Genomic DNA, 20,144 nt, shown 5'->3' with positions numbered 1-20,144 from the left:
CGTTACAGAAAGAAAATTCGCGCCCGTTCGGGCCGGCGGCACGGTGAATCCGGGTGGGTACCCAGGAAACGGGCCGGCGCGCGGCCTCAGCCCATCAAGCGCTGCAAGGCCTCGCGATACTTCGCCGCCGTTTGCTCGATCACCTGGGCCGGCAGCTCGGGCGCGGGCGCCTTTTTGCCCCAGGGCTTGCCATCGACCTGCGCGCTCTCCAGCCAGTCGCGCAGGAACTGCTTGTCGAAGCTGGGCGGGTTGGCGCCCTCGTGCCAGGCATCGAGCGGCCAGTAGCGCGAGGAGTCGGGTGTGAGCACCTCGTCCATCAGCACCAGCGTGCCGTCGGGGCTCAGGCCGAACTCGAACTTGGTGTCGGCGATGATCAAGCCCTTTTGCAGCGCGATGGCGGCGGCGCGCTGGTACAGGTGGATGCTGATGTCGCGGATGCGCGCGGCAAGTTCCGGGCCGATCATTTCAGCGGTGCGCTCGAACGTGATGTTCTCGTCGTGCTCGCCGGCCTCGGCCTTGGCGGCGGGGGTGTAGATGGGCTGGGGCAGCTTGCCGGCGTTCTTCAGGCCGGCGGGCAGGGGCACGCCGCAGACGGCCTGGCCCTGCTGGTATTCCTTCCAGCCGCTGCCGGCGAGATAGCCGCGCACCACGGCCTCGACCGGGATGGGCTTCAGGCGCTGCACCAGCATGCTGCGCCCTTGCACCTGCGCCACTTCATCGGGCGCCACCACGCTTTCGGGCGCGTCGCCGGTCAGGTGGTTGGGCACGATGTCCTTGAGCTGTTCGAACCACCACAGCGCCATTTGCGTCAGCAGCGCGCCCTTGCCGGGGATCGGCTCGCCCATGACGACGTCGAAGGCGCTGATGCGGTCGCTGGCGACCATGAGGATGCGGTCGCTGCCGACGGCGTAGTTGTCGCGCACCTTGCCGCGCGCGAGCAGGGGCAGGCTGTGCAGTTGGCTGGTGTGCAGGGCGGCGCTCATGTCGGGCTCTCGAAAATCTGAATAAAAAAAGCTGCTGGCGCTTGATGGACAAGCGCTAGCAGCTTCTGATTTGATAGCGTTGGCGCGCTCAGACGACGCGCTGCGCCAGCTCGCCCTTGGCGTATTTCTGGGCCATGGCAGGCAGGGCCAGGCCCTTGATCTTGCTGCCCTGGCCTTCGCAGCCGAACTCCAGGTAGCGCTGCTTGCACACGGCCTTGGCGGCTTCGCGCGCGGGCTTCATCCACTCGCGCATGTCGAACTTGTCGGGGCTCTGGGCCTGGAACTGGCGCACCGCGCCGGTCATGGCCATGCGGATGTCGGTGTCGATGTTGATCTTGCGCACGCCGTGCTTGATGGCTTCCTGGATCTCCTTGACCGGCACGCCGTAGGTCTGCTTCATCTGGCCGCCGTACTGGTTGATGATGGCCAGCAGCTCCTGCGGCACGCTGCTGGAGCCGTGCATCACCAGGTGGGTGTTGGGGATGCGGGCGTGGATTTCCTTCACGCGCGAGATGGCCAGCACGTCGCCCGTGGGCGGGCGGGTGAACTTGTAGGCGCCGTGGCTGGTGCCGATGGCGATCGCCAGCGCGTCCAGCTGCGTGGCCTTGACGAATTGCGCGGCTTCCTCGGGGTCGGTCAGCAGCTGGCTGTGGCTCAGCTTGCCGACCGCGCCGATGCCGTCTTCCTCGCCAGCCTCGCCGGTTTCCAGGCTGCCCAGGCAGCCCAGCTCGCCCTCCACCGTGGCGCCGACCTTGTGGGCCATGGCCACCACTTCCTGCGTCACGCGCACGTTGTAGTCGAAGTCGGCCGGGGTCTTGCCGTCTTCCTTGAGGCTGCCGTCCATCATGACCGAGCCGAAGCCCAGCTTGAGCGCGCCGGCGCACACCGCCGGGCTGGTGCCGTGGTCCTGGTGCATCACCATGGGGATGTGGGGATAGGCCTCGGCCGCGGCCTGGATCAGGTACTTGATGAAGTGCTCGCCGGCGTACTTGCGCGCACCGGCGCTGGCCTGCAGGATGACGGGCGCGCCGACCTCGTCGGCGGCCGACATGACGGCCTGCACCTGCTCCAGGTTGTTGACGTTGAAGGCGGGAATGCCGTAGTTGTGCTCGGCCGCGTGGTCGAGCAGCTCGCGCATGGAAACGAGTGGCATGAGGCAGTCCTCCGAGAGTTCAAAAGCCGGTGGGCGCGCGCGCCCGCGAATCCGCCCGATTTTACCGACCGGCGCCCGGCTGCATGGCCGGCGCGGCCGGGCCCGCCTGCACCCGCTGCACGGCGGCGCGCAACGGCGCGTCGCTGATGGCGATGGCGCCCTCGAACGGCCGGTCGATGACGTACACCGCGTGCACCTGCACGCCGATGAACAGGCCCAGCAGCAGCGTCATCCAGCGGCTGGCGCGCGCCTGGTTGGCGTGTGCCAGCGCGGCGAAGGCCAGCACGATGAGGGCGCAGATCAGCATGGCGCGCCACAGCAGCACGGGAATGTGGCCGCTGGCCACGATCAGGCGCGTGTCGCGCGCGGCGGACAGGGCCTGCACGCCGCGGTCGAGCGCGCCGCGCAGCTCGGGCGACTCGGCGCCGAAGCGCTGCAGCGCGTCGATGCGCAGGCGCGCCAGCTGCCGGCCGGTGGCGGCGTCGGCGCCGTCCCAGCTCATGGTCGGCCATTCGCGCGCCAGCACCTGCTGGCCGTAGGCGGCCAGCTGCGCCGACCAGGCCGCGGCCGTGGCCGGCGCGGCGCTGGCGCCCAGGGTGTGCAGCGCGTGGATGGCCGACACCTCGGCGCGCACGGCGTGCTCGGCGTCGTCCACGTCGCGCAGCTCGATGGCGGCCATCAGGCCCATCCAGAACAGAAAGCCGGCCATCATGGGCGAGCCGATGGTGCCCACCAGGCCGCCCACGGCGGACTGGCGCCCGGGGCTGCGCCGCACCCAGGCGCTGGCGGCCAGCGACAGCGCCAGCGCGACGCCGGCGAACACCGCGTAGAAGGTCAGCGAGGACAGCCACAGGGGCCAGTACAGGATGGAGGACATGGGATCGGTCAAGTGACGCGGCAGATCTTGAGCATGTTGGTGCCGCCGGGCGCGCCCATGGGCTCGCCGCAGGTGATGGCGTAGATGTCGCCGGTGCCGACGATGCCCTGCGCCTTCAGGTGACGCTCGGCCTGCGTCAGCGCCTCGTCGCGGTTGGCGCTGGTGTCCATCAGCAGCGGGCGCACGTTGCGGTACAGCGTCATCTTGCGCTGGGTGGCCACCTTGGGCGTGAGCGCGTAGATGGGGATGCGCACGCGGTGGCGGCTCATCCACAGCGCGGTCGAGCCCGAGTCGGTCAGCGCCACGATGGCCTTGGCGCCCAGGTGGTAGGCGGTGAACAGCGTGCCCATGGCGATCGACTGGTCGATGCGCTGAAAGGCCGCGCCGCTGAAGTCGGCGTCCAGCTCGGCGGCGTCGTTCTGCTCGGCGGCCATGCAGATGGCGGCCATCTGCTGCACCGTCTCCAGCGGGTATTTGCCGGCCGCCGTCTCGGCGCTCAGCATCACGGCGTCGGTGCCGTCCAGCACGGCGTTGGCGACGTCGCTCACCTCGGCGCGCGTGGGCACCGGGTTGGCGATCATGCTTTCCATCATCTGCGTGGCGGTGATGACCAGCTTGTCGGCCGTGCGCGCCATGCGGATCATCTTTTTCTGCAGCGCCGGCACCGCCGCGTTGCCCACCTCCACCGCCAGGTCGCCGCGCGCCACCATGATGCCGTCGCTGGCGGCCAGGATTTCGTCCAGCTTGGGGATCGCCTCGGCGCGCTCGATCTTGGCGATCAGCCCCGGCTTGTGGCCCCATTCGGCGCCCGCCACGTGACACAGCTGGCGCGCCATTTCCATGTCGGTGGCGTTCTTGGGAAAGCTGACGGCCACGTAGTCGGCGCGCAGCTGCATGGCGGTCTTGATGTCCTCCATGTCCTTGGCCGTCAGCGCCGGCGCCGTCAGGCCGCCGCCCTGCTTGTTGATGCCCTTGTTGTTGGACAGCTCGCCGCCCAGCTTGACGGTGGTGTGCACCGCCTCGCCCTTCACCGCGTCCACCGTCAGCACGATCAGGCCGTCGTTCAGCAGCAGGGTGTCACCGGGCTTGACGTCGCGCGGCAGCTCCTTGTAGTCCAGGCCCACGCCGCCCACGTCGCCCGGCTCCTTGCGCGCCGCGTCCAGCACGAAGGGCGCGCCGGGCTGCAGCATGACCTTGCCGTCGGCAAACTTGCCGACGCGAATCTTGGGCCCCTGCAGGTCGGCCATGATGGCCACCTGGCGGCCGGCGCGCTCGGCGGCCTCGCGCACCGCGCGTGCGCGCTCGGTGTGATCGGCAGCCACGCCGTGGCTGAAGTTGAGCCGCACCACGTTGACGCCGGCGCGCACCATGGCTTCGAGCAGGGCCGGGTCGCTGGAGGCGGGGCCGAGGGTGGCGACGATCTTGGTGGCGCTGTGGGACATGGCGTGGGCGGCAAAGGCGTTGCGAGCGGACATTCTGGCATGCCGCCGTGACTGGTCGTCGATTTCATGCCGAATCGACCGCCAGCGCCCGCACAGCAAGCACAAGCAGCTATCGATAACAAAGCATATCAGTCACCCATGACGCGGTACATCACCCGCAGGGCATAAAACCCAAAGAGCCCAATGGCCGCGGAGCAGGCCACGCGGGAACGCCGTGGAGCGGGCTTGGCCCGGCCACTGGCGTTGTCCCCCTTGGGGGAAGGCGCCGAAGGCGACACAGGGGGTGTTTTATAACTGCGATTCGATCGGCAGCCAGCTCAGCAACCACACCAGCGCGCGCAGGCCGGCGCCGGTTTCGGGCTCGTGCGTCCACACGCGCTCGCCCGCGGCGCCCTGCCAGCGCAGGCTGCCGTCCTCGGCCAGGGTGACGCGCCAGGCGCTGTCGGGGCGGGTGCCGACGTCGAACAAGTGCCGCACCTCGGCCGCCAGCCCGGCGTGGTCGAACACCACGCCCATCTCGGTGTTGAGCTGGGCCGAGCGCGGGTCGAAGTTGAACGAGCCGACGAAGCCGCGCTGGCCGTCGACCACGAAGGACTTGGTGTGCAGGCTGGCGCCGCTGGAGCCCAGCAGCTCGCGCTCGGTCCTGGCCTGGCCCGGGCGCAGCTCGTACAGCGTCACGCCCTGGCGCAGCAGCGGCGCGCGCCAGTCCATGTAGCCGGCATGCACCATGGGCACGTCGTTGGCGGCCAGCGAATTGGTCAGCACGCGCACCTGCACGCCGCGCCGCGCCTGGCCAGCCAGCAGCAGGGTGCCGGTCTCGCCAGGCACGAAGTAGGGCGAGATCATCCAGCTGTCGCGCTCGGCCGAGTACAGCAGCTTCATGACGTCGAACAGCAGCCAGCCGGCCCGCTCCTGCTGGCTGGCCACGGGCGAGGCCTTCTCGGGCGGATCGGACAGCACGCGGATGCTGGGCGACCAGTGCATCGTCAGCGCGCCGCCGGGCTGCAGCTGCCGGGCCAGGTCGTCGCGCTCGGCCAGCGCCTTCACCCAGGGCGAGGCGCGGGCCTCGTCCTGCCATTGCTGGCGGTGGGCGCTGAATTCCTCGGCCGTCCAGCGCGAGCCCTGGTCGTGCAGCGCGCGCAGCGGCACCACGGCGGCGGAGTTCCAGAAGGCGTCGAACACGGCGCTGGCCTGCGTCACGGCGGGGCCGGTGAGCAGCAGGTCGGCGTCGTGGAAGTTGGTGTCGGCCGCGGCGTCGAAATACTCGTCGCCCACGTTGCGCCCGCCGACGACGGCCAGCCGGTTGTCGGCGATCCAGGCCTTGTTGTGCATGCGGCGGGTGAAGCCGACGAAGCGCAGCCCCATCTCCAGCGCGCGTCGCAGGCCGCCGGCGCGGTTGCGCCCGGGGTTGAACAGGCGCACCTCCAGATTGGGATGCGCGTCCATGGCCAGCAGGGCATCGTCCTGGCCGACCACGTTCATGTCGTCCAGCAGCAGGCGCACGCGCACGCCGCGCTCGGCGGCGGCCATCAGCTCGTGCTGCAGCAGGTGGCCGGTCAGGTCGCCGTGCCAGATGTAGTACATCGCGTCCAGGCTGCGCTCGGCCGCGCGCCCGGTGCGGGCGCGCACCACGAAGGCCGGCACGCCCTCGTGGATCAGCGCGGCGCCGCTCGCGCCGGGGGCTTGCCGGTCGAGCAGCGGCTGCACCAGCCGGTCCAGCCGGGTGGCGGCCGCGGCGGTGGGCAGCGCGCTCGAGGGCTGGCCGCGTGCACCAAAGGCAAAGCGCCCCCAGGACCATAGCGCCAGCAGCGACAGCAAGGCCACCACGACCAGCGCGATCAGGACCCAGCGAAGGACAGGATTGAGCATCAAACAGCCCCCTGACGCTTGCCCGGTCTGCGCTGGCAGCTATGGAAACAGCAGCTTTCAGCCGGCCGCGCGCCGCTCCAGAATCGCCAGCGCCGGCAGCTGCTTGCCTTCCAGCACCTCCAGAAAGGCGCCGCCGCCGGTGGAGATGTAGCCCACGTCCTGCTCGATGCCGTACTTGGCGATGGCCGCCAGCGTGTCGCCGCCGCCGGCGATGCTGAAGGCGGGCGAGGCGGCAATGGCCTGCGCGATGACCCGGGTGCCGTTTTCAAAAGGCGCCAGCTCGAACACGCCCACCGGGCCGTTCCAGACGATGGTGCCGGCCTGCATCAGCTGCGCCGCCAGCCGCGCGGCGGTGTCGGGGCCGATGTCCAGGATCATCTCGCCGGCGGCCACGTCGCTCGCCGGCTTGACGGTGGCGACGGCGTCGGCCTTGAACTCGGTGGCCACCACCACGTCGGTCGGGATCGGGACCTCGGCGCCACGCGCCTTCATGACCTCGATCACCGCCTTCGCCTGATCCACCAGGTCGGGCTCGGCCAGGCTCTTGCCGATCGGCAGGCCCGCCGCCAACATGAAGGTGTTGGCGATGCCGCCGCCGACGATCAGCCGGTCCACCTTGGACGCCAGTGCCTGCAGGATGGTCAGCTTGGTGCTGACCTTGCTGCCCGCCACGATGGCCACCAGCGGGCGCTTGGGCGCCGCCAGCGCGCGCTGCAGGGCGTCGATCTCGGCGGCCAGCAGCGGGCCGGCGCAGGCGATGGGCGCGTACTGCGCCATGCCGTAGGTGGTGGCCTCGGCGCGGTGGGCGGTGCCGAAGGCGTCGTTGACATAGATGTCGCACAGCGCGGCCAGCTGGCGCGACAGCGCGTCGTCGCACTTTTTCTCGCCCGGGTTGACACGGCAGTTTTCGAGCAGCACCAGCTGGCCGGGCTCAACGGCGACGCCGTCGACCCAGTTTTGCCGCAGCGGCACCGCGCGCCCCAGCAGCTCGCCCAGGCGCGCGGCCACCGGCGCCAGCGAGTCGGCCGGCGTCAGCTGCCCCTCGGTCGGGCGGCCCAGATGGCTGGTGACCATCACCGCCGCGCCGGCGTCGAGCGCCAGGCGGATGGCCGGCAGGCTGGCGCGGATGCGCGTGTCCTCGGTGATGGCGCCGGAGGCATCTTGGGGCACATTGAGGTCGGCGCGGATGAAAACCCTTTTGCCGCGGGCGGCGCCCTGGGCGCACAGGTCGGTAAAGCGAATGACGTTCATGACGGAGCGTGGACGGGTGAAGACCGGCCCGATTGTAGGAAGGCGATCAGAGCCCGAAGCCCACGCGCAGCACCAGGTACACCGCCAGCCCGACGAGGATGGACACCGTGAGCGCCTGGCGGTCGTTGCGGCGCCAGAAGCACCAGCCGGCCGTCACCAGCGCGCCCCAGGCCTGGGCGCTGGTGAGCGGCAGCACCCAGTGGCCGCCGGGCATGACGATGTCCGGCGCGATGGCCGCCGTCAGCGCGGCGATCGGCGCGTAGGGCAGGCCGCGCTGCAGCCAGCGCGGCAGCTGCAGGTCGCGGTCGCTGAAGAAGAAACCGCAGCGCGTGAGCACGGTGATCACCGTCATGCCGGCGATGATGAGCAGGGTCCACCCGCGCAGTTCACCCATGGTCCGGCTCCGGTTCCGGCTTGCGCGCGGCTTCGACCCAGCGCTCCAGCCACACGGCGGCCAGCACCGCCACGGCAATCGCCACCACGAGGCCCAGCCGATACGGCAGGCCCATGGCCAGCACGGCGGTGGCGCCGGCCAGCAGCGCCGCCAGCGCGCGCACGCGCGAGGTGATCAGCGAGCAGGTGACGGCCAGCAGGGCCAGCGTGCCGGCGTATTCCAGCCCCCAGCGCGCCGGCAGCGCCGCACCCAGAAAGATGCCCAGCATGTTCAGCGACTGCCAGGACAGCCAGTTCCAGCAGTTGCCGCCCCACAGGTAGGACAGCTGCGCGCGGCGCTGGCGCTCGGTCTCGGCCGGGTGCGGAAAGCGGCGGATGAACAGCACATAGGTCATGTCGCCCATGAAGTAGCCCAGCCAGATGCGCTTGCCGCGCGGCAAAAAGCGCAGGTACTCGCGCAGGTGCACGCCGAACACCAGAAAGCGCAGGTTGACGCACAGCGCGGCAACGAAGATCACCCACAGCGGCGCGCCGGCGGCGATCAGCGGCAGCGCCGCCAGCTGCGCGCTGCCGGCAAACACCAGCAGCGACATCAGCACCGACTCGCCCACGCTCATGCCGCTGCCCACCATGGCCACGCCGGTCATGAAGGCCCAGGCGGCCAGGCCCACCGACACGCCCGCCATGTCGCGCACGCCGACCCAGTACAGCGGATGGCGCGCCGTGTGCGCCCAGCCGTCGATGCGGCGTGACAGCCAGTTGCCCAGGCGCGAAGGCAAGGCGCCCTCGGGCGGCAGCTGGGGCGGCAGCGGCATGTTCATGGCGCCGCTCCCGCCGCGTCGAAGCACTGGCCGGGCGCCAATGCGAAGCCGGCCAGGAACTCGCGCGCCGGCAGGCGCTTGCCGCCGGCGCGCTGCAGTTCGGTGAGCCGCAGCACGCCGCGGCCGCAGGCCACCGCCACGCCGGCGTCGTTTGCAGACAAAATCTGGCCGCAGCGCGCGTCTGCCGGGCGCGAGCAGCTATCAATTTGAGACTGCCACACCTTGATGACCTTGCCGTCCAGCGCCGTGTGCGCGCCCGGAAACGGATCGAAGGCGCGCACCCGCCGCTCGATCGCGTCGGCCGGCAGCGTCCAGTCGATCGCCGCCTCGTGCTTGTCGATCTTGGCGGCGTACGTGACGCCCGCGGCCGGCTGCGGCGTGCGCACCCAGCGTTCGGGCTGGCGCAGCGCCTGCACGATCAGGCGGGCGCCCAGCGCGGCCAGCGCGTCGTGCAGGCTGGCCGTGGTGGCGCGTGCGTCGATCGGCAGTGCCTGCGCCAGCAGCATGTCGCCGGTGTCCAGCCCGGCGTCCATCTGCATGATCGTGACGCCCGTCTGGGCGTCACCCGCCTCGATGGCGCGGTGAATGGGCGCCGCGCCGCGCCAGCGGGGCAGCAGCGAGGCATGGATGTTCAAGCAACCCAGACCCAAGCCCATGCCCCCACGCTCCACGGCTTCGCCTGTTGCGCTGCCCCCCGAGGGGGCCTTCGCGCCTTCGGGCGGCCGTGCGGCGCTCGCGTCACTCCCCCCACGCTCCACGGCTTCGCCTGTTGCGCTGCCCCCCGAGGGGGCCTTCGCGCCTTCGGGCGGCCGTGCGGCGCTCACATCATTCCCCCCACGCTCCACGGCTTCGCCTGTTGCGCTGCCCCCCGAGGGGGCCTTCGCGCCTTCGGGCGGCCGTGCGGCGCTCACATCATTCCCCCCACGCTCCACGGCTTCGCCTGTTGCGCTGCCCCCCGAGGGGGCCTTCGCGCCTTCGGGCGGCCGTGCGGCGCTCATGGCATCGAGCACCCACTGCGGCAGGATCAGGCCGTAGGCGGCCACCACCATGACGTCGGCGCGCGCGGCCCGCAGGGCGGCCTGGGCGGCGGCGGCGTCCTCGGGGTACTTGCCGTCCAGCCGCAGGCTGCGTGGCTGGGCGACGGCGATGCCGCGCGCCTGCGCCAGCTGCTTGACGGGCGACGCCTGCAGCTTCAGGCCGCGCCCGGCCGGGCGGTCGGGCTGGGTCAGCACCAGGGGCACGGCAAAGCCCGCGTCCAGCAGCGCCTGCAGGGCGGCGCGGGCAAACTCGGGCGTGCCGGCGAAGACGACGCTCAGGCTCATGGAAAAGTCAGACGATGGCCCGCCATGGCAGGCGCGAAAACAAGGGGCGATGGGGCTTCAACGGGAGCCGGGCTCGATCTGGTCGGCCACGTTCTCGTCGCCCAGCGACCAGCCGCGCACCACGCCCTCGGGGTCGATGTCGATGTACAGCAGGCGCCAGACGGGCCCCATGGCATAGCGCCAGACCCAGATCTGGCCCTTGAAGTTGTGTACCGCCTCGATGCGCGCCGGCGCGCCGTACTCGCGCAGCACGTCGGCGCGCATCCAGCGGTCGGTCTGGATGCGGCGGGCAAAGCGGCCTTCGTCCAGCGCCTGCTCCACCTGGGTCACGCGGCCCTGGGCGTCCAGGTCGAGGTTGAACACGCGCTGGCCGGAAGGCTGGTACGAATACTGCAGGCGCGCCGGCTGGCCCGCCGCCGCCGGGTACTGCGCCGTGGGGCGGCCCAGGGTGGCCAGCACCTGGGCCTCGGGCGTGCCCGGCGCGATGCGGCTGGGATCGGCAAACAGCGCGCAGGCGCTCAAGGCCAGGGCGGCCACGGCGGCCAACACCACGCGGGCCGCTCGTGCGCTCATGGATCGACCCTCCGCGCTGCGCGCTGCGGGATTCGCGCTGGGGAGCGGCCCGGCGCGTGAACCTGACAATCCCTCCGCGCTGCGCGCTGCGGGATTCGCGCTTGGGACCGGCCCGGCGCGTGAACCTGACAATCCCTCCGCGCTGCGCGCTGCGGGATTCGCGCTGGGGAGCGGCCCGGCGTGCTCATACCGGCTCCCGCACCGCGTCCGCCTTGTCCAGGCGCTCGGCCTTGAGCAGCTTGGTCTTGATGCGCCCGCGCTTGAGCGGCGACAGGTACTCGACGAAGACCTTGCCGACCAGGTGGTCCATCTCGTGCTGGATGCACACCGCCAGCAGGCCGTCGGCATCGATCTCGCGCGCCTGGCCCCGCTCGTCCAGCGCGCGCACGCGCACCTGGGCGGCGCGCTCGACGCCGTCGTAGATGCCGGGCACCGACAGGCAGCCCTCGTCGCCCTTGACGCGTTCGTCGCTGGCCCACAGCAGCTCGGGGTTGATCAGCACCTGGGGCGTGTCGCGCTGCTCGGACACGTCGATGACCAGCACGCGCTCGTGCACGTCCACCTGCGTGGCCGCCAGGCCGATGCCCTGGGCGTCGTACATGGTGGCCAGCATGTCGCGCACCAGCGTGCGGATACGATCGTCGACCGCGGCCACCGGCCGCGCCACGGTGTGCAGGCGCGGGTCGGGATAGCGAAGAATGGGGAGCAAAGCCATGAAAATTGTCGTCCGGATGTCGCTATTTTCGCTACTTTTCGCCTTTCGCGCCGCCTGCGCGCGCCAATCTCGTTGCCCCGAGGCGGGCTTGGCTGCAGAATGTCCGATCAATTGTCAAGCGCCTTGATGCCCTTTCGTAAAACAATGAAACCACTTTTTCACGCCCGCACAGGCCTGCGGCTGGCGCCGCTGGGCGCCCTGGTGGCCCTGCTGGGCGCCGCGCCGCTGGCCCAGGCGCAGCACGGCATCCACTCGCCCGTCACCCCCAAGCAGCGTGCCACGGCACAACAGGCGGCCCAGGCCGGCGTGCCGCTGTCGGCGCTGGCGCCCGACGCGCCCGACGAATACACGGTGCGCCGCGGCGACACGCTGTGGGGCATTTCGGGCAAGTTCCTGCGCTCGCCCTGGCGCTGGCCCGAGCTGTGGGGCATGAACCTGCAGGACATCAAGAACCCGCACCTGATCTACCCCGGCCAGCAGCTCTACCTGGAGCGCAACGGCGACCGCGCCCGCCTGCGCGCGCGCCAGGCCGCCAACGGCCAGCCCGGCGCCACCGTGCACGTGTCGCCGCGCAACCGCGTCGAGATGCTGGACGCCAACCCGCTGCCCACGCTGCAGGCGCACCTGATCGAGCCTTTTTTGAGCGAGCCGCTGGTGGTCGACCAGTTGGAGACCTTCGAGCGCGCCCCGCGCCTGGTGGCCCTGCGCGACCGCGACCGGGTGCTGGTGGTCAAGGGCGACCGCGCCTACGCGCTGGGCCCCGACGACGCGCCGCTCGTAAAGGGCGCCGGCCACCCCAACGAATACCGCGTGTTTCGCACCGCCAAGCCGCTGAAAGACCCGGTCACGGGCGAAATCCTGGGCTACGAGGGCCAGTACGTGGGCCGTGTCGACCTGGCGCGCAGCCAGGGCGCGACCGAGGAAGTGCTCGAAGCCGTCAACGCCGGCAAACTCCCCGCATCGGGCAACGTTGACCCGGTGACGGAGGGCGATGACGGTGGGCCGCGCCACGTGGCCATCCCCGCCACGGTGGACGTGGTGGCCAACAAGGAAGAAATGCGCGCCGGCGACCGCCTGCTGCCCGAGCCGCCGCGCCAGTACCGCAACTACGTGCCGCACGCGCCGGCCCAGCCGGTCGAGGCGCGCGTGGTCTCGGTCTACGGCGACGCCGTGCGCTATGCCGGCAACAACCAGGTGGTGACCATCAACAAGGGCGAGCGCGACGGCATGCAAAGCGGCACCGTGCTGGCCCTGCTGTCCACCGGCCCGCGCGTGGTCGACAAGACCAGCAGCCGGCGCGAACCGATCCAGCTGCCCGACGAGCGCAACGGCTTGGGCATGGTGTTTCGCACCTTCGATCGCGTGTCCTACGTGCTGGTGATGGAAGTCTCCAACCCGGTGCAGGTGGGCGACAAGCTCGTCAACCCACGCTAAGGCGCCACCGGGCGACGCGCGGGCGCCGACATGGACCCGGACGAGCTGGCCGCTTGGCTGCGCCTGACGCTCACGCCGGGCGTCGGCAACGACACCGCGCGCCGTCTGCTGGCGGCCTTCGGACTGCCGCAGGCGATCTTCGTGCAACCCGCCGCGGCGCTGCGCCAGCTGCTCAGCCCCACGCAGGCCAGCGCCCTGGCGCAGGAGCCGCCCGAGCTGGCGGCCCGGCTCAAGGCCACGCAGGACTGGCTGGACGGCGCCGAGGACGGCCTGGGGCGGCGCGTCATCACGCTGGGCGACAGCGCCTACCCGGCCGGCCTGCTGACCATCGAGGACCCGCCGGTGCTGCTGTATGCCACCGGACAGCTCCAGTTGCTCGAATTCGAGTCAAATCGGCTTCCAGCCCCCTCTGACTCTGCGCCAACAGCTATCGATCCGATAGTTAACGGCTGGCCCACCCAGGCGCTGGCGGTGGTCGGCAGCCGCAACCCCACGCCGCAGGGCGCACAAAACGCGCGCCAGTTCGCGCGCCACCTGGGCGCGGCGGGCCTCACCATCGTCTCGGGCCTGGCGCTGGGGGTGGACGGCGCCGCGCACGAGGGCGCGCTGCAGGCCGTGGACGAGACGGCGCCCGCGCGCCGGCTGGCCACCGTGGCGGTGATCGGCACCGGCATCGACCGCGTCTACCCGCGCCAGCACCGCGCGCTGGCGCACCGCATCGCGCGCCAGGGCCTGATCCTGAGCGAATACCCGCTGGGCACGCCGCCGCTGCCGGCCAACTTTCCCAAGCGCAACCGCCTGATCGCGGGCCTGGCCCAAGGCACGCTGGTGATCGAGGCGGCGCTGCAGTCGGGCTCGCTGATCACCGCGCGCCTGGCGGCCGAGCAGGGCAAGGAGGTGTTCGCCATCCCGGGCTCCATCCACTCGCCGCAGTCGCGCGGCGCGCACGCCCTGCTGCGCCAGGGCGCCAAGCTGGTCGAAACGGCCCAGGACGTGCTGGAAGAGCTGCGCTGGCCCGCCGCCGCCGTGCCCGCCGACGCCCCCGGCACCGCGCCGGATGTACCGGCACCCAACGGCGACACCGCCGCCCTGCTGGCCGCCCTGGGCGCCGACCCGGTCGGCTTCGACGCCCTGCAGGCGCGCACCGGGCTGCCCACCGCCGTGCTGCAGGCGCGGCTGCTGGAGCTGGAACTGGAGGGCCAGCTGAGCCGCCTGCCGGGCGGCCTGTTTCAGCGCCTGGCGCGGGCGTAAGCGCGCGCTTACTGCAGCATCTGGCCTGGTTGGACCTGCAGCTTGGCCAGCGCGTCGCGCGTGGCGCGCACGGTGAGCGCCTCGTCTTCCAGCGGCACCAGCAGGCCCGCCTGCAGGTAGGCCGCCAGGCGCTGGGTCTGCAGCAGGTAGCTCCTGCCGGCGCGGCTGGCCAGCAGGTGCAGCTGACCGCGCGCGCTGCGCCACGCGTACTGCACCGCAATGGCGGCGCCCCGGTAGTCCAGCGTGAAGCCGGTCCCCAGGTCGAGCGTGCGCGCCCACTGCACGATCGCCTCCGGCGGCTGCGAGCCGCCCTCGGCCACCACCTCGACCGCGGCGGCGCTGGCGCCGAACACCATCTCGATCACCGCCGGGTCCAGCCACAGGTCGCCCTCGGGATCGTCGGTGACCACGTCCTCCAGCGCCGCCAGCGCGCCCGCCAGCTGCTCCAGCTGCGCCGGCGTGAGGCCTTCCTCGCGCGCCATGAAGGCCTGCATCACGGCGTCGTTGACGATCTTGATCTGCCGGTCCTGCTCCTCGGCGGGCAGAGCCAGCAGGCCCATGCCCTCGCGCAGGCTGTGCAGCAGGCGGGGCAGCTGCTGCACCACGCGCGAGCGCTCGGCGCGATCGGGCTTGGCGCTGACGGCCCACAGCAGCTCGGCCGCCGCCTGCTTGAGGCGCAGCGTGTCGGCATGCTGCGGCCCCTGGCGCACGGCGGCGATGGCCAGCACGTCCGACCAGATGCGAAACAGGAAGTCGCGCACCTCGTCGCCCACCGGCAGGCTGGCCAGCATGCGGCGCAGCTCGATGGTGTACTGCACCGCCAGCGCCTCCTTTTGCTCGACCTGCTGCGCCAGCGTGGCCGCCTGCTGCACGCCGCCGGCCTCGACCAGCGAGCTGCCCAGGAATTTCTTGAACTCGTCGAGCATGAGCTGGTACACGCGTCGGCCGGTCTCGGGGTACTGCTCGATCACCTGCACGATGCGCTTGACCTCGCGCTCCAGCCGCTCGTCGGTGACGGTGGCGGCGTCGAAGCCCAGCGCGCAGGCGCCCATGCGGTCGATCAGCTGGCGCGCCGGGTGCTCGACCGAGGCGAAGAAGTCGGGCTCGGCCAGCGCCAGCCGCAGCACCGGGATCTGCAGCCGCGCGAACCACACGCGGATGCCGGGCGCGATGCGCTCCTCGGCCAGGATGGCCTGAAACATCAGGGCCACGATCTCGATGACGGCCTTTTCGCTCGGCCGCTCGGCCTTGGCCTTCAGCTCGGTGGCGCGCTGGCGCAGCTGCTGCGCCACCACGCGCACGTCGGACACGCCCACGGGAGCGGTGTCGCTGCCGCGGCCGATCCATTCGGTGGCGGCAAACGCGGGATCGGGCTCGGCCAGCGCCTGCGCCAGCGGCGGCGAGGGCGGCTGCGGCGCCACGCCCGAGTCGTAGTCGGCCACGTGGTCGCTCAGCAGGCGCCGGATCTGGCCCAGCACGCCCTGCGCGCGTTGGCGCACCCGCGCCATCGGCGACAGGCCGGTCACCAGGCGCGTCTCCTGCGCCGCCCGCACCAGCGCCGAGGGCCGAACGCCCGCGCGCCAGCCGGTGGTGGCGCCGCCGGCGCCGCTCTCCACCCCGTCGCCCGCCGGCGCCAGCGACGCGCCCTCGCTGCGCCCGCCGACCCAGCGCTCGCCACCCGGACGGGCGTAGCGGCCCGTCCCCGCGGCCGGGCCCCGGCCCACGCCGCCCGACGGCGCGCGCGGCGTGGCGCCGCCGCCCGACATCGGCGCGCCGCCATAAGCGCCCGGCTGGGCGCCCCAGCCGGAGCTGCCGGTGGCCGGCCCGGCGGCATCGGCCGCGCCGTGGCCGGCAGCCGTGTTGGATGCAGCGGGCGGGCGGCCAGGCGCCCCGGCAGGGCCCGAACCCGCACCGGCGGGGCGGCGCGGCCTCAGCTCCAGCTCGGCGGCAATGCCCTGCTGCTGCAGGAAAGCGTTGGCCTGGGTGTAGGCGTCCTTGTAGCGCGGTGCCAGCGCCGTCTGCACGGCGGCGTGCACCAGCGCCCACATGGGGCGCGTCAGGCCCTGGTCGGTCCAGGCCTTGAGCAGGGCCTGCACCAGCACCTCGGGGCGCAGCGGGTCATCGCTGGCCAGATCCTCGCCGCGCTCCAGCCGCTTCATGCGCAGGCGCAGGTCGTTCCATTCGCTGCCCGCGCCCTCGACCACCGCGGCGCCCAGGCGCGAGGCGATGATCTTGCCTTCGACCACGTCGTCATCGACCAGATCGAAGTCCAGCGACGGCTTGCCGCCGGGTCGCGCGCCGCTGGTCGCCGTGGCCGCGCGCGCCGCGCCGGCGGTCGCCCACTGGCGGTGCGCGGCGTCCAGCCAGGCCGCGCGCACGCGCTTGAAGGCGCCCGCCGCCTCCATGGCCACCGACAGCTCGGCCATCGACAGACGGGTGCCGCCGCGCAGGGCGCCGTCGAGCTGGCCGTCGATGGCCGCGCCCAGCGGGTCGATCATGGCGTCGACCGCGCGCGTGAAACGCTCGCGCAATTGGCGCGCGAGCGGGTGCGGCGGGGAAGCGGGCGGCGCGGAGGTGACCATGGGCGTGCGATCCTTGACTCAGTATCGCACGCGCATCGGGCGCCAAAAGGCGCCCGATCGTGAACTATTGACTACACCACCGCACCGGCATTGGGGTCGTTCGGGTCGGTGCCGCCCGAGCGGTGGGTCTTGATCAGGTCCTCGCGCTTGATGCCCAGCCACATGGCGATGGCGGCGGCGACGAACACCGAGGAGTAGATGCCGAACAGGATGCCGATGGTCAGCGCCACCGCGAAGTAGTGCAGCGTCTCGCCGCCGAACAGCAGCATCGACAGCACCATGATCTGCGTCGAGCCGTGGGTGATGATGGTGCGGCTGATGTTGGCCGTGATGCCGTGGTTGATGATCTCCACCGTGTTCATCTTGCGAAAGCGCCGGAAGGCCTCGCGGATCCGGTCGAAGATGATGACCGACTCGTTGACCGAATAACCCAGCACCGCCAGCACCGCCGCCAGCACCGAGAGCGAGAACTCCCACTGGAAGAAGGCGAAAAAGCCCAGGATGATGACCACGTCGTGCAGGTTGGCGATGATGCCGGCCACCGCGTACTTCCACTCGAAGCGCAGCGACAGGTAGATCATGATGCCGATCACCACGAAGGCCAGCGCCTTCAGGCCGTTGGAGGCCAGTTCCTTGCCCACCTGCGGGCCGACGAACTCGTTGCGCCGCAGCTCGACGTCGGCATCGGCGGCCTGCAGCGCCGTCATCACCTGCTGGGTCTGCTGCGCCGAGGTCTCGCCCTTTTGCAGCGGCAGGCGGATCAGCACGTCGCGCGAGGTGCCGAAGTTCTGCACCTGCGCATCCGCGTAACCCATCTTGGCCATGGTGTCACGCACCTTGCCCAGGTCGGCCGGCTGGCTGTAGGCCACCTCGATCACGGTGCCGCCGGTGAACTCCACCGACAGGTGCAGCCCGCGCGTGACCAGGAAGAACACCGCCAGCGCGAAGGTGACGAACGAGACGACGTTCAACAGCAGCGCGTAGCGCATGAAGTTGTAGTCGCGGTGAATCTTGAAAAATTCCATGGTCTTGCTCCGCTCAGCCGGCGTCCGACACCAGTTCGCCCTTGGCCTTGGGCTTCCAGACGGTGCCGATCGACACGGTCTTGAGCTTCTTCTTGCGGCCATACCAGAGATTGACGATGCCGCGCGAGAAAAACACCGCCGAGAACATCGAGGTCAGGATGCCGATCACGTGCACCACGGCGAAACCGCGCACCGGGCCCGAGCCGAAGGCCAGCAGCGCCAGGCCGGCGATCAGCGAGGTGACGTTGGAGTCCAGGATGGTGGCCCAGGCGCGGTCATAGCCGGCGTGGATGGCCGCCTGCGGCGACATGCCCTCGCGCAGTTCCTCGCGGATGCGCTCGTTGATCAGCACGTTGGCGTCGATGGCCATGCCCAGCGTGAGCGCCATGGCCGCCATGCCGGGCAGGGTGAGCGTGGCCTGCAGCATCGACAGGATGGCCACCAGCAGCAACAGGTTGAACGACAGCGAGATGGAGGAAAACAGCCCGAACAGGTGGTAGTACAGCGTCATGAAGATGACGATCACCACGAAGCCCCACATCACGCTGTGAAAGCCCTTGGTGATGTTGTCGGCGCCCAGGCTGGGGCCGATGGTGCGCTCCTCGATGATCTCCATCGGCGCGGCCAGCGAGCCGGCGCGCAGCAGCAGGGCCAGGTCGTTGGCCTCGCTCACGCTCATCGAGCCCGAGATCTGGAAGCGCGTGCCCAGCTCGGCCTGGATCACCGGCGCCGTCAGCACCTCGCCCTTGCCCTTCTCGAACAGGATGATGGCCATGCGCTTCTTCAGGTTCTCGCGGCTGACGTCGCGCATGATGCGACCGCCCTTGGCGTCCACCGTGAGGTCGACCTTGGGCTGCTGGGTCTGCGAGTCGAAGCCCGGCTGGGCGTCGGTCAGGCTGTCGCCGCTGATGATGACCTGTCGCTTGACCACCACCGGCGTGCCGTCGCGCTCCAGGAATTTCTCGTCGCCGAAAGGCACCGGGCCCTGGCCCAGCGCCGCCGCGCGGCCCTCGGCGCTGTCGTCCACCAGGCGCATCTCCAGCGTGGCGGTGCGGCCCAGGATGTCCTTGGCCTTGGCCACGTCCTGCACGCCGGGCAGCTCGACCACCACGCGGTCGGCGCCCTGCTGCTGGATCACCGGCTCGGCCACGCCCAGCTCGTTGACGCGGTTGTGCAGCGTGGTGATGTTCTGCTTGATGGCGTTGTCCTGCACGCGGCGCAGGGCCTCGGGCTTGTAGTTCAGCACCACCCGGCCGTCGCCGCCGGCGGCTTGGTTGACCTGCAGGTCGGGGAACTTGTCCTGCACCAGGCGCCGCACGGCGTCCAGCGCGGCCGGGTCCTGGCCGGCGCGCACCTCGATGGTCTGGCCTTCGCGCGAGATGCCGCCGTAGCGCACGTTCTTGTCGCGCAGCGCCACGCGCAGGTCGCTCACCTGGGTGTCCAGGTTCTTGGTCAGCGCCGTGCGCATGTCCACCTGCAGCAGGAAGTGCACGCCGCCGCGCAGATCCAGCCCCAGGTACATGGGCTTGGCGTTGATCGCCTGCATCCAGGCGGGCGTGCGCGACACCAGGTTGAGCGCCACGATGTAGCCCGGGTCGGACGGGTCGGGGTTGAGCTGCTTCTCGACCAGGTCCTTGGCCTTGAGCTGGACGTCGGTGGTGTCGAAGCGCGCCCACACCGAGCCGCCTTCCAGCGTCAGCTGGTTGGGCGGCGTGCCCGCCTGCTTCAGGATGCCCTCGACGCGCGCCAGGGTGTCGGCGTCGATCCGGGTGATGGCCTTGCCGGCGGTCACCTGCACGGCGGGCGCCTCGCCGTAGAAGTTGGGAAGGGTGTAGAGCACCCCGATCACCAGCGTGAAGAGGATGATCGCGTACTTCCAGATCGGATAGCGGTTCATGGGAGAGGGGCCAGGTCGAAAGCGAGGGCCCGGGCGGCCGGTGTGCCCGGCCCGGGCCGCGAGAGGGGCGGCGCGCGCCGCCGGTGATTACTTGAGGGTGCCCTTGGGCAGCACCTGCACCACGGCGCTGCGCTGCATCTGCACTTCCACGCCCTGCGCCACCTGCACGGTGAGGCTGCCCTCGCCCAGCGCCGTCACGCGGCCCAGCAGGCCGCCGGCGGTCGCCACCTCGTCGCCCTTGGCCAAGGCCTCGATCATGGCGCGGTGCTCCTTTTGCTTCTTCATCTGCGGGCGGATCATGATGAAGTACAGCACCACGAACATCAGCACCAGCGGCAGCATGCTCATCAGCGAGGAGGACATGTCGCCCCCGGCGGCGGGGGCGGTTTGGGCAAAGGCGTTGGAAATGAACACGGGGGCAACTCCTGAAAGGGGGAAGGTCGAGACGGCGCACGCACCCGGCGGCGCCCGAGATGGGACGGCTTCACCCGCGCGCGGGCGAACCCTTTATTGTAATTCGCGCGGGTGCCGTGAAGACCCCGGCGGGCGCGGCAGA

16 protein-coding genes and 2 pseudogenes are annotated in these 20,144 nt (G+C 71.0%); 2 read left to right on the top strand and 16 right to left on the bottom strand.

Translation table 11 applies throughout. The features are described 5' to 3' along the window. Nucleotides 1-86: 86 nt before the first annotated feature. From ACWHMB_RS01480 to def, 12 genes and pseudogenes are all read right to left on the bottom strand, one after another. Entirely contained in the window at nt 87-983 is an 897-nt protein-coding gene (locus tag ACWHMB_RS01480) for a phosphoribosylaminoimidazolesuccinocarboxamide synthase (protein ID WP_377481158.1), read from the bottom strand. 88 nt (nt 984-1,071) lie between these two features. Continuing rightward, on the bottom strand, nt 1,072-2,136 hold the full coding sequence (gene fba / locus ACWHMB_RS01475) for a class II fructose-bisphosphate aldolase (protein WP_377481155.1): 1,065 nt from the start codon (nt 2,134-2,136) through the stop codon (nt 1,072-1,074). Nucleotides 2,137-2,197: 61 nt separating this feature from the next. Next, nucleotides 2,198-3,013, bottom strand: coding sequence for a bestrophin-like domain (locus ACWHMB_RS01470; protein WP_377481152.1), 816 nt, complete (start codon nt 3,011-3,013; stop codon nt 2,198-2,200). Nucleotides 3,014-3,021: 8 nt separating this feature from the next. Then, nucleotides 3,022-4,455 carry a pyruvate kinase gene (pyk, locus tag ACWHMB_RS01465; RefSeq protein WP_377481232.1) on the bottom strand — a complete coding sequence of 478 codons (1,434 nt, stop codon included), beginning with the start codon at nt 4,453-4,455 and terminating at the stop codon, nt 3,022-3,024. Between the two features lie 288 nt (nt 4,456-4,743). Continuing rightward, nucleotides 4,744-6,324: a phospholipase D family protein gene (locus tag ACWHMB_RS01460; RefSeq protein ID WP_377481149.1), complete on the bottom strand. Its 1,581-nt coding sequence runs from the start codon at nt 6,322-6,324 to the stop codon at nt 4,744-4,746. A 57-nt stretch (nt 6,325-6,381) separates the two neighbouring features. Beyond that, nucleotides 6,382-7,575 (bottom strand): phosphoglycerate kinase, encoded by a 1,194-nt coding sequence (locus tag ACWHMB_RS01455; RefSeq protein WP_377481146.1) that lies wholly within the window; start codon nt 7,573-7,575, stop codon nt 6,382-6,384. A 46-nt stretch (nt 7,576-7,621) separates the two neighbouring features. Then, the gene (locus ACWHMB_RS01450; protein ID WP_293223890.1) at nt 7,622-7,969 is read right to left on the bottom strand and encodes an AzlD domain-containing protein; all 348 of its coding nucleotides are present in this window, start codon (nt 7,967-7,969) and stop codon (nt 7,622-7,624) included. Then, nucleotides 7,962-8,789, bottom strand: a complete 828-nt coding sequence (locus ACWHMB_RS01445; RefSeq protein WP_377481143.1) for an AzlC family ABC transporter permease — start codon at nt 8,787-8,789, stop codon at nt 7,962-7,964. Before ACWHMB_RS01445 ends, ACWHMB_RS01450 begins: the two co-directional genes overlap by 8 nt. After that, nucleotides 8,786-9,433 (bottom strand): annotated as a pseudogene (locus tag ACWHMB_RS01440) (methionyl-tRNA formyltransferase); the annotation flags it as partial. The pseudogene ACWHMB_RS01440 and the gene ACWHMB_RS01445, both read right to left, overlap by 4 nt. A 348-nt stretch (nt 9,434-9,781) precedes the next feature. Next, nucleotides 9,782-10,111, bottom strand: a pseudogene (locus ACWHMB_RS01435) (methionyl-tRNA formyltransferase); the annotation flags it as partial. A gap of 57 nt (nt 10,112-10,168) precedes the next feature. Further along, entirely contained in the window at nt 10,169-10,684 is a 516-nt protein-coding gene (locus tag ACWHMB_RS01430; RefSeq protein ID WP_377481140.1) for a hypothetical protein, read from the bottom strand. A 184-nt stretch (nt 10,685-10,868) separates the two neighbouring features. After that, nucleotides 10,869-11,399, bottom strand: a complete 531-nt coding sequence (gene def, locus ACWHMB_RS01425) for a peptide deformylase (protein WP_377481138.1) — start codon at nt 11,397-11,399, stop codon at nt 10,869-10,871. Between the two features lie 144 nt (nt 11,400-11,543). Between def and ACWHMB_RS01420 the strand changes: the two genes are divergently transcribed. Both ACWHMB_RS01420 and dprA read left to right on the top strand, forming a co-directional pair. After that, nucleotides 11,544-12,833, top strand: coding sequence for a LysM peptidoglycan-binding domain-containing protein (locus ACWHMB_RS01420; protein WP_447648418.1), 1,290 nt, complete (start codon nt 11,544-11,546; stop codon nt 12,831-12,833). Nucleotides 12,834-12,863: 30 nt separating this feature from the next. Then, complete coding sequence (gene dprA, locus ACWHMB_RS01415) at nt 12,864-14,084, top strand: DNA-processing protein DprA (protein ID WP_377481132.1); 1,221 nt, start codon at nt 12,864-12,866, stop codon at nt 14,082-14,084. An 8-nt stretch (nt 14,085-14,092) separates the two neighbouring features. Here the strand turns inward: dprA and ACWHMB_RS01410 are convergent, their stop codons facing one another. From ACWHMB_RS01410 to yajC, 4 genes are all read right to left on the bottom strand, one after another. Beyond that, nucleotides 14,093-16,666 (bottom strand): DUF1631 family protein, encoded by a 2,574-nt coding sequence (locus ACWHMB_RS01410; protein WP_377481129.1) that lies wholly within the window; start codon nt 16,664-16,666, stop codon nt 14,093-14,095. A gap of 71 nt (nt 16,667-16,737) precedes the next feature. Next, nucleotides 16,738-17,691 carry a protein translocase subunit SecF gene (gene secF / locus ACWHMB_RS01405; protein WP_377481126.1) on the bottom strand — a complete coding sequence of 318 codons (954 nt, stop codon included), beginning with the start codon at nt 17,689-17,691 and terminating at the stop codon, nt 16,738-16,740. A gap of 13 nt (nt 17,692-17,704) precedes the next feature. Continuing rightward, nucleotides 17,705-19,588 carry a protein translocase subunit SecD gene (gene secD / locus ACWHMB_RS01400; protein ID WP_293222083.1) on the bottom strand — a complete coding sequence of 628 codons (1,884 nt, stop codon included), beginning with the start codon at nt 19,586-19,588 and terminating at the stop codon, nt 17,705-17,707. Nucleotides 19,589-19,675: 87 nt separating this feature from the next. Then, entirely contained in the window at nt 19,676-20,002 is a 327-nt protein-coding gene (yajC, locus tag ACWHMB_RS01395) for a preprotein translocase subunit YajC (protein ID WP_293222085.1), read from the bottom strand. Between the last annotated feature and the right edge of the window lie 142 nt (nt 20,003-20,144).

It is taken from the genome of Ottowia pentelensis, assembly GCF_964341695.1.
The sequence above is the reverse complement of the archived record's forward strand: the minus strand, read 5'-3'. Positions and strand labels throughout refer to the sequence as shown.

Bases quoted from the DNA above. Each gene is read 5' to 3' on its own strand.
- ACWHMB_RS01455 (WP_377481146.1), bottom strand. From the start codon at position 7,575: ATGAACGTCATTCGCTTTACCGACCTGTGCGCCCAGGGCGCCGCCCGC.
- ACWHMB_RS01420 (WP_447648418.1), top strand. From the start codon at position 11,544: ATGAAACCACTTTTTCACGCCCGCACAGGCCTGCGGCTGGCGCCGCTG.
- ACWHMB_RS01410 (WP_377481129.1), bottom strand. From the start codon at position 16,666: ATGGTCACCTCCGCGCCGCCCGCTTCCCCGCCGCACCCGCTCGCGCGC.
- fba (WP_377481155.1), bottom strand. From the start codon at position 2,136: ATGCCACTCGTTTCCATGCGCGAGCTGCTCGACCACGCGGCCGAGCAC.
- ACWHMB_RS01445 (WP_377481143.1), bottom strand. From the start codon at position 8,789: ATGAACATGCCGCTGCCGCCCCAGCTGCCGCCCGAGGGCGCCTTGCCT.
- ACWHMB_RS01470 (WP_377481152.1), bottom strand. From the start codon at position 3,013: ATGTCCTCCATCCTGTACTGGCCCCTGTGGCTGTCCTCGCTGACCTTC.
- secF (WP_377481126.1), bottom strand. From the start codon at position 17,691: ATGGAATTTTTCAAGATTCACCGCGACTACAACTTCATGCGCTACGCG.
- ACWHMB_RS01450 (WP_293223890.1), bottom strand. From the start codon at position 7,969: ATGGGTGAACTGCGCGGGTGGACCCTGCTCATCATCGCCGGCATGACG.
- pyk (WP_377481232.1), bottom strand. From the start codon at position 4,455: ATGTCCCACAGCGCCACCAAGATCGTCGCCACCCTCGGCCCCGCCTCC.
- ACWHMB_RS01460 (WP_377481149.1), bottom strand. From the start codon at position 6,324: ATGCTCAATCCTGTCCTTCGCTGGGTCCTGATCGCGCTGGTCGTGGTG.
- secD (WP_293222083.1), bottom strand. From the start codon at position 19,588: ATGAACCGCTATCCGATCTGGAAGTACGCGATCATCCTCTTCACGCTG.
- ACWHMB_RS01480 (WP_377481158.1), bottom strand. From the start codon at position 983: ATGAGCGCCGCCCTGCACACCAGCCAACTGCACAGCCTGCCCCTGCTC.
- ACWHMB_RS01430 (WP_377481140.1), bottom strand. From the start codon at position 10,684: ATGAGCGCACGAGCGGCCCGCGTGGTGTTGGCCGCCGTGGCCGCCCTG.
- dprA (WP_377481132.1), top strand. From the start codon at position 12,864: ATGGACCCGGACGAGCTGGCCGCTTGGCTGCGCCTGACGCTCACGCCG.
- def (WP_377481138.1), bottom strand. From the start codon at position 11,399: ATGGCTTTGCTCCCCATTCTTCGCTATCCCGACCCGCGCCTGCACACC.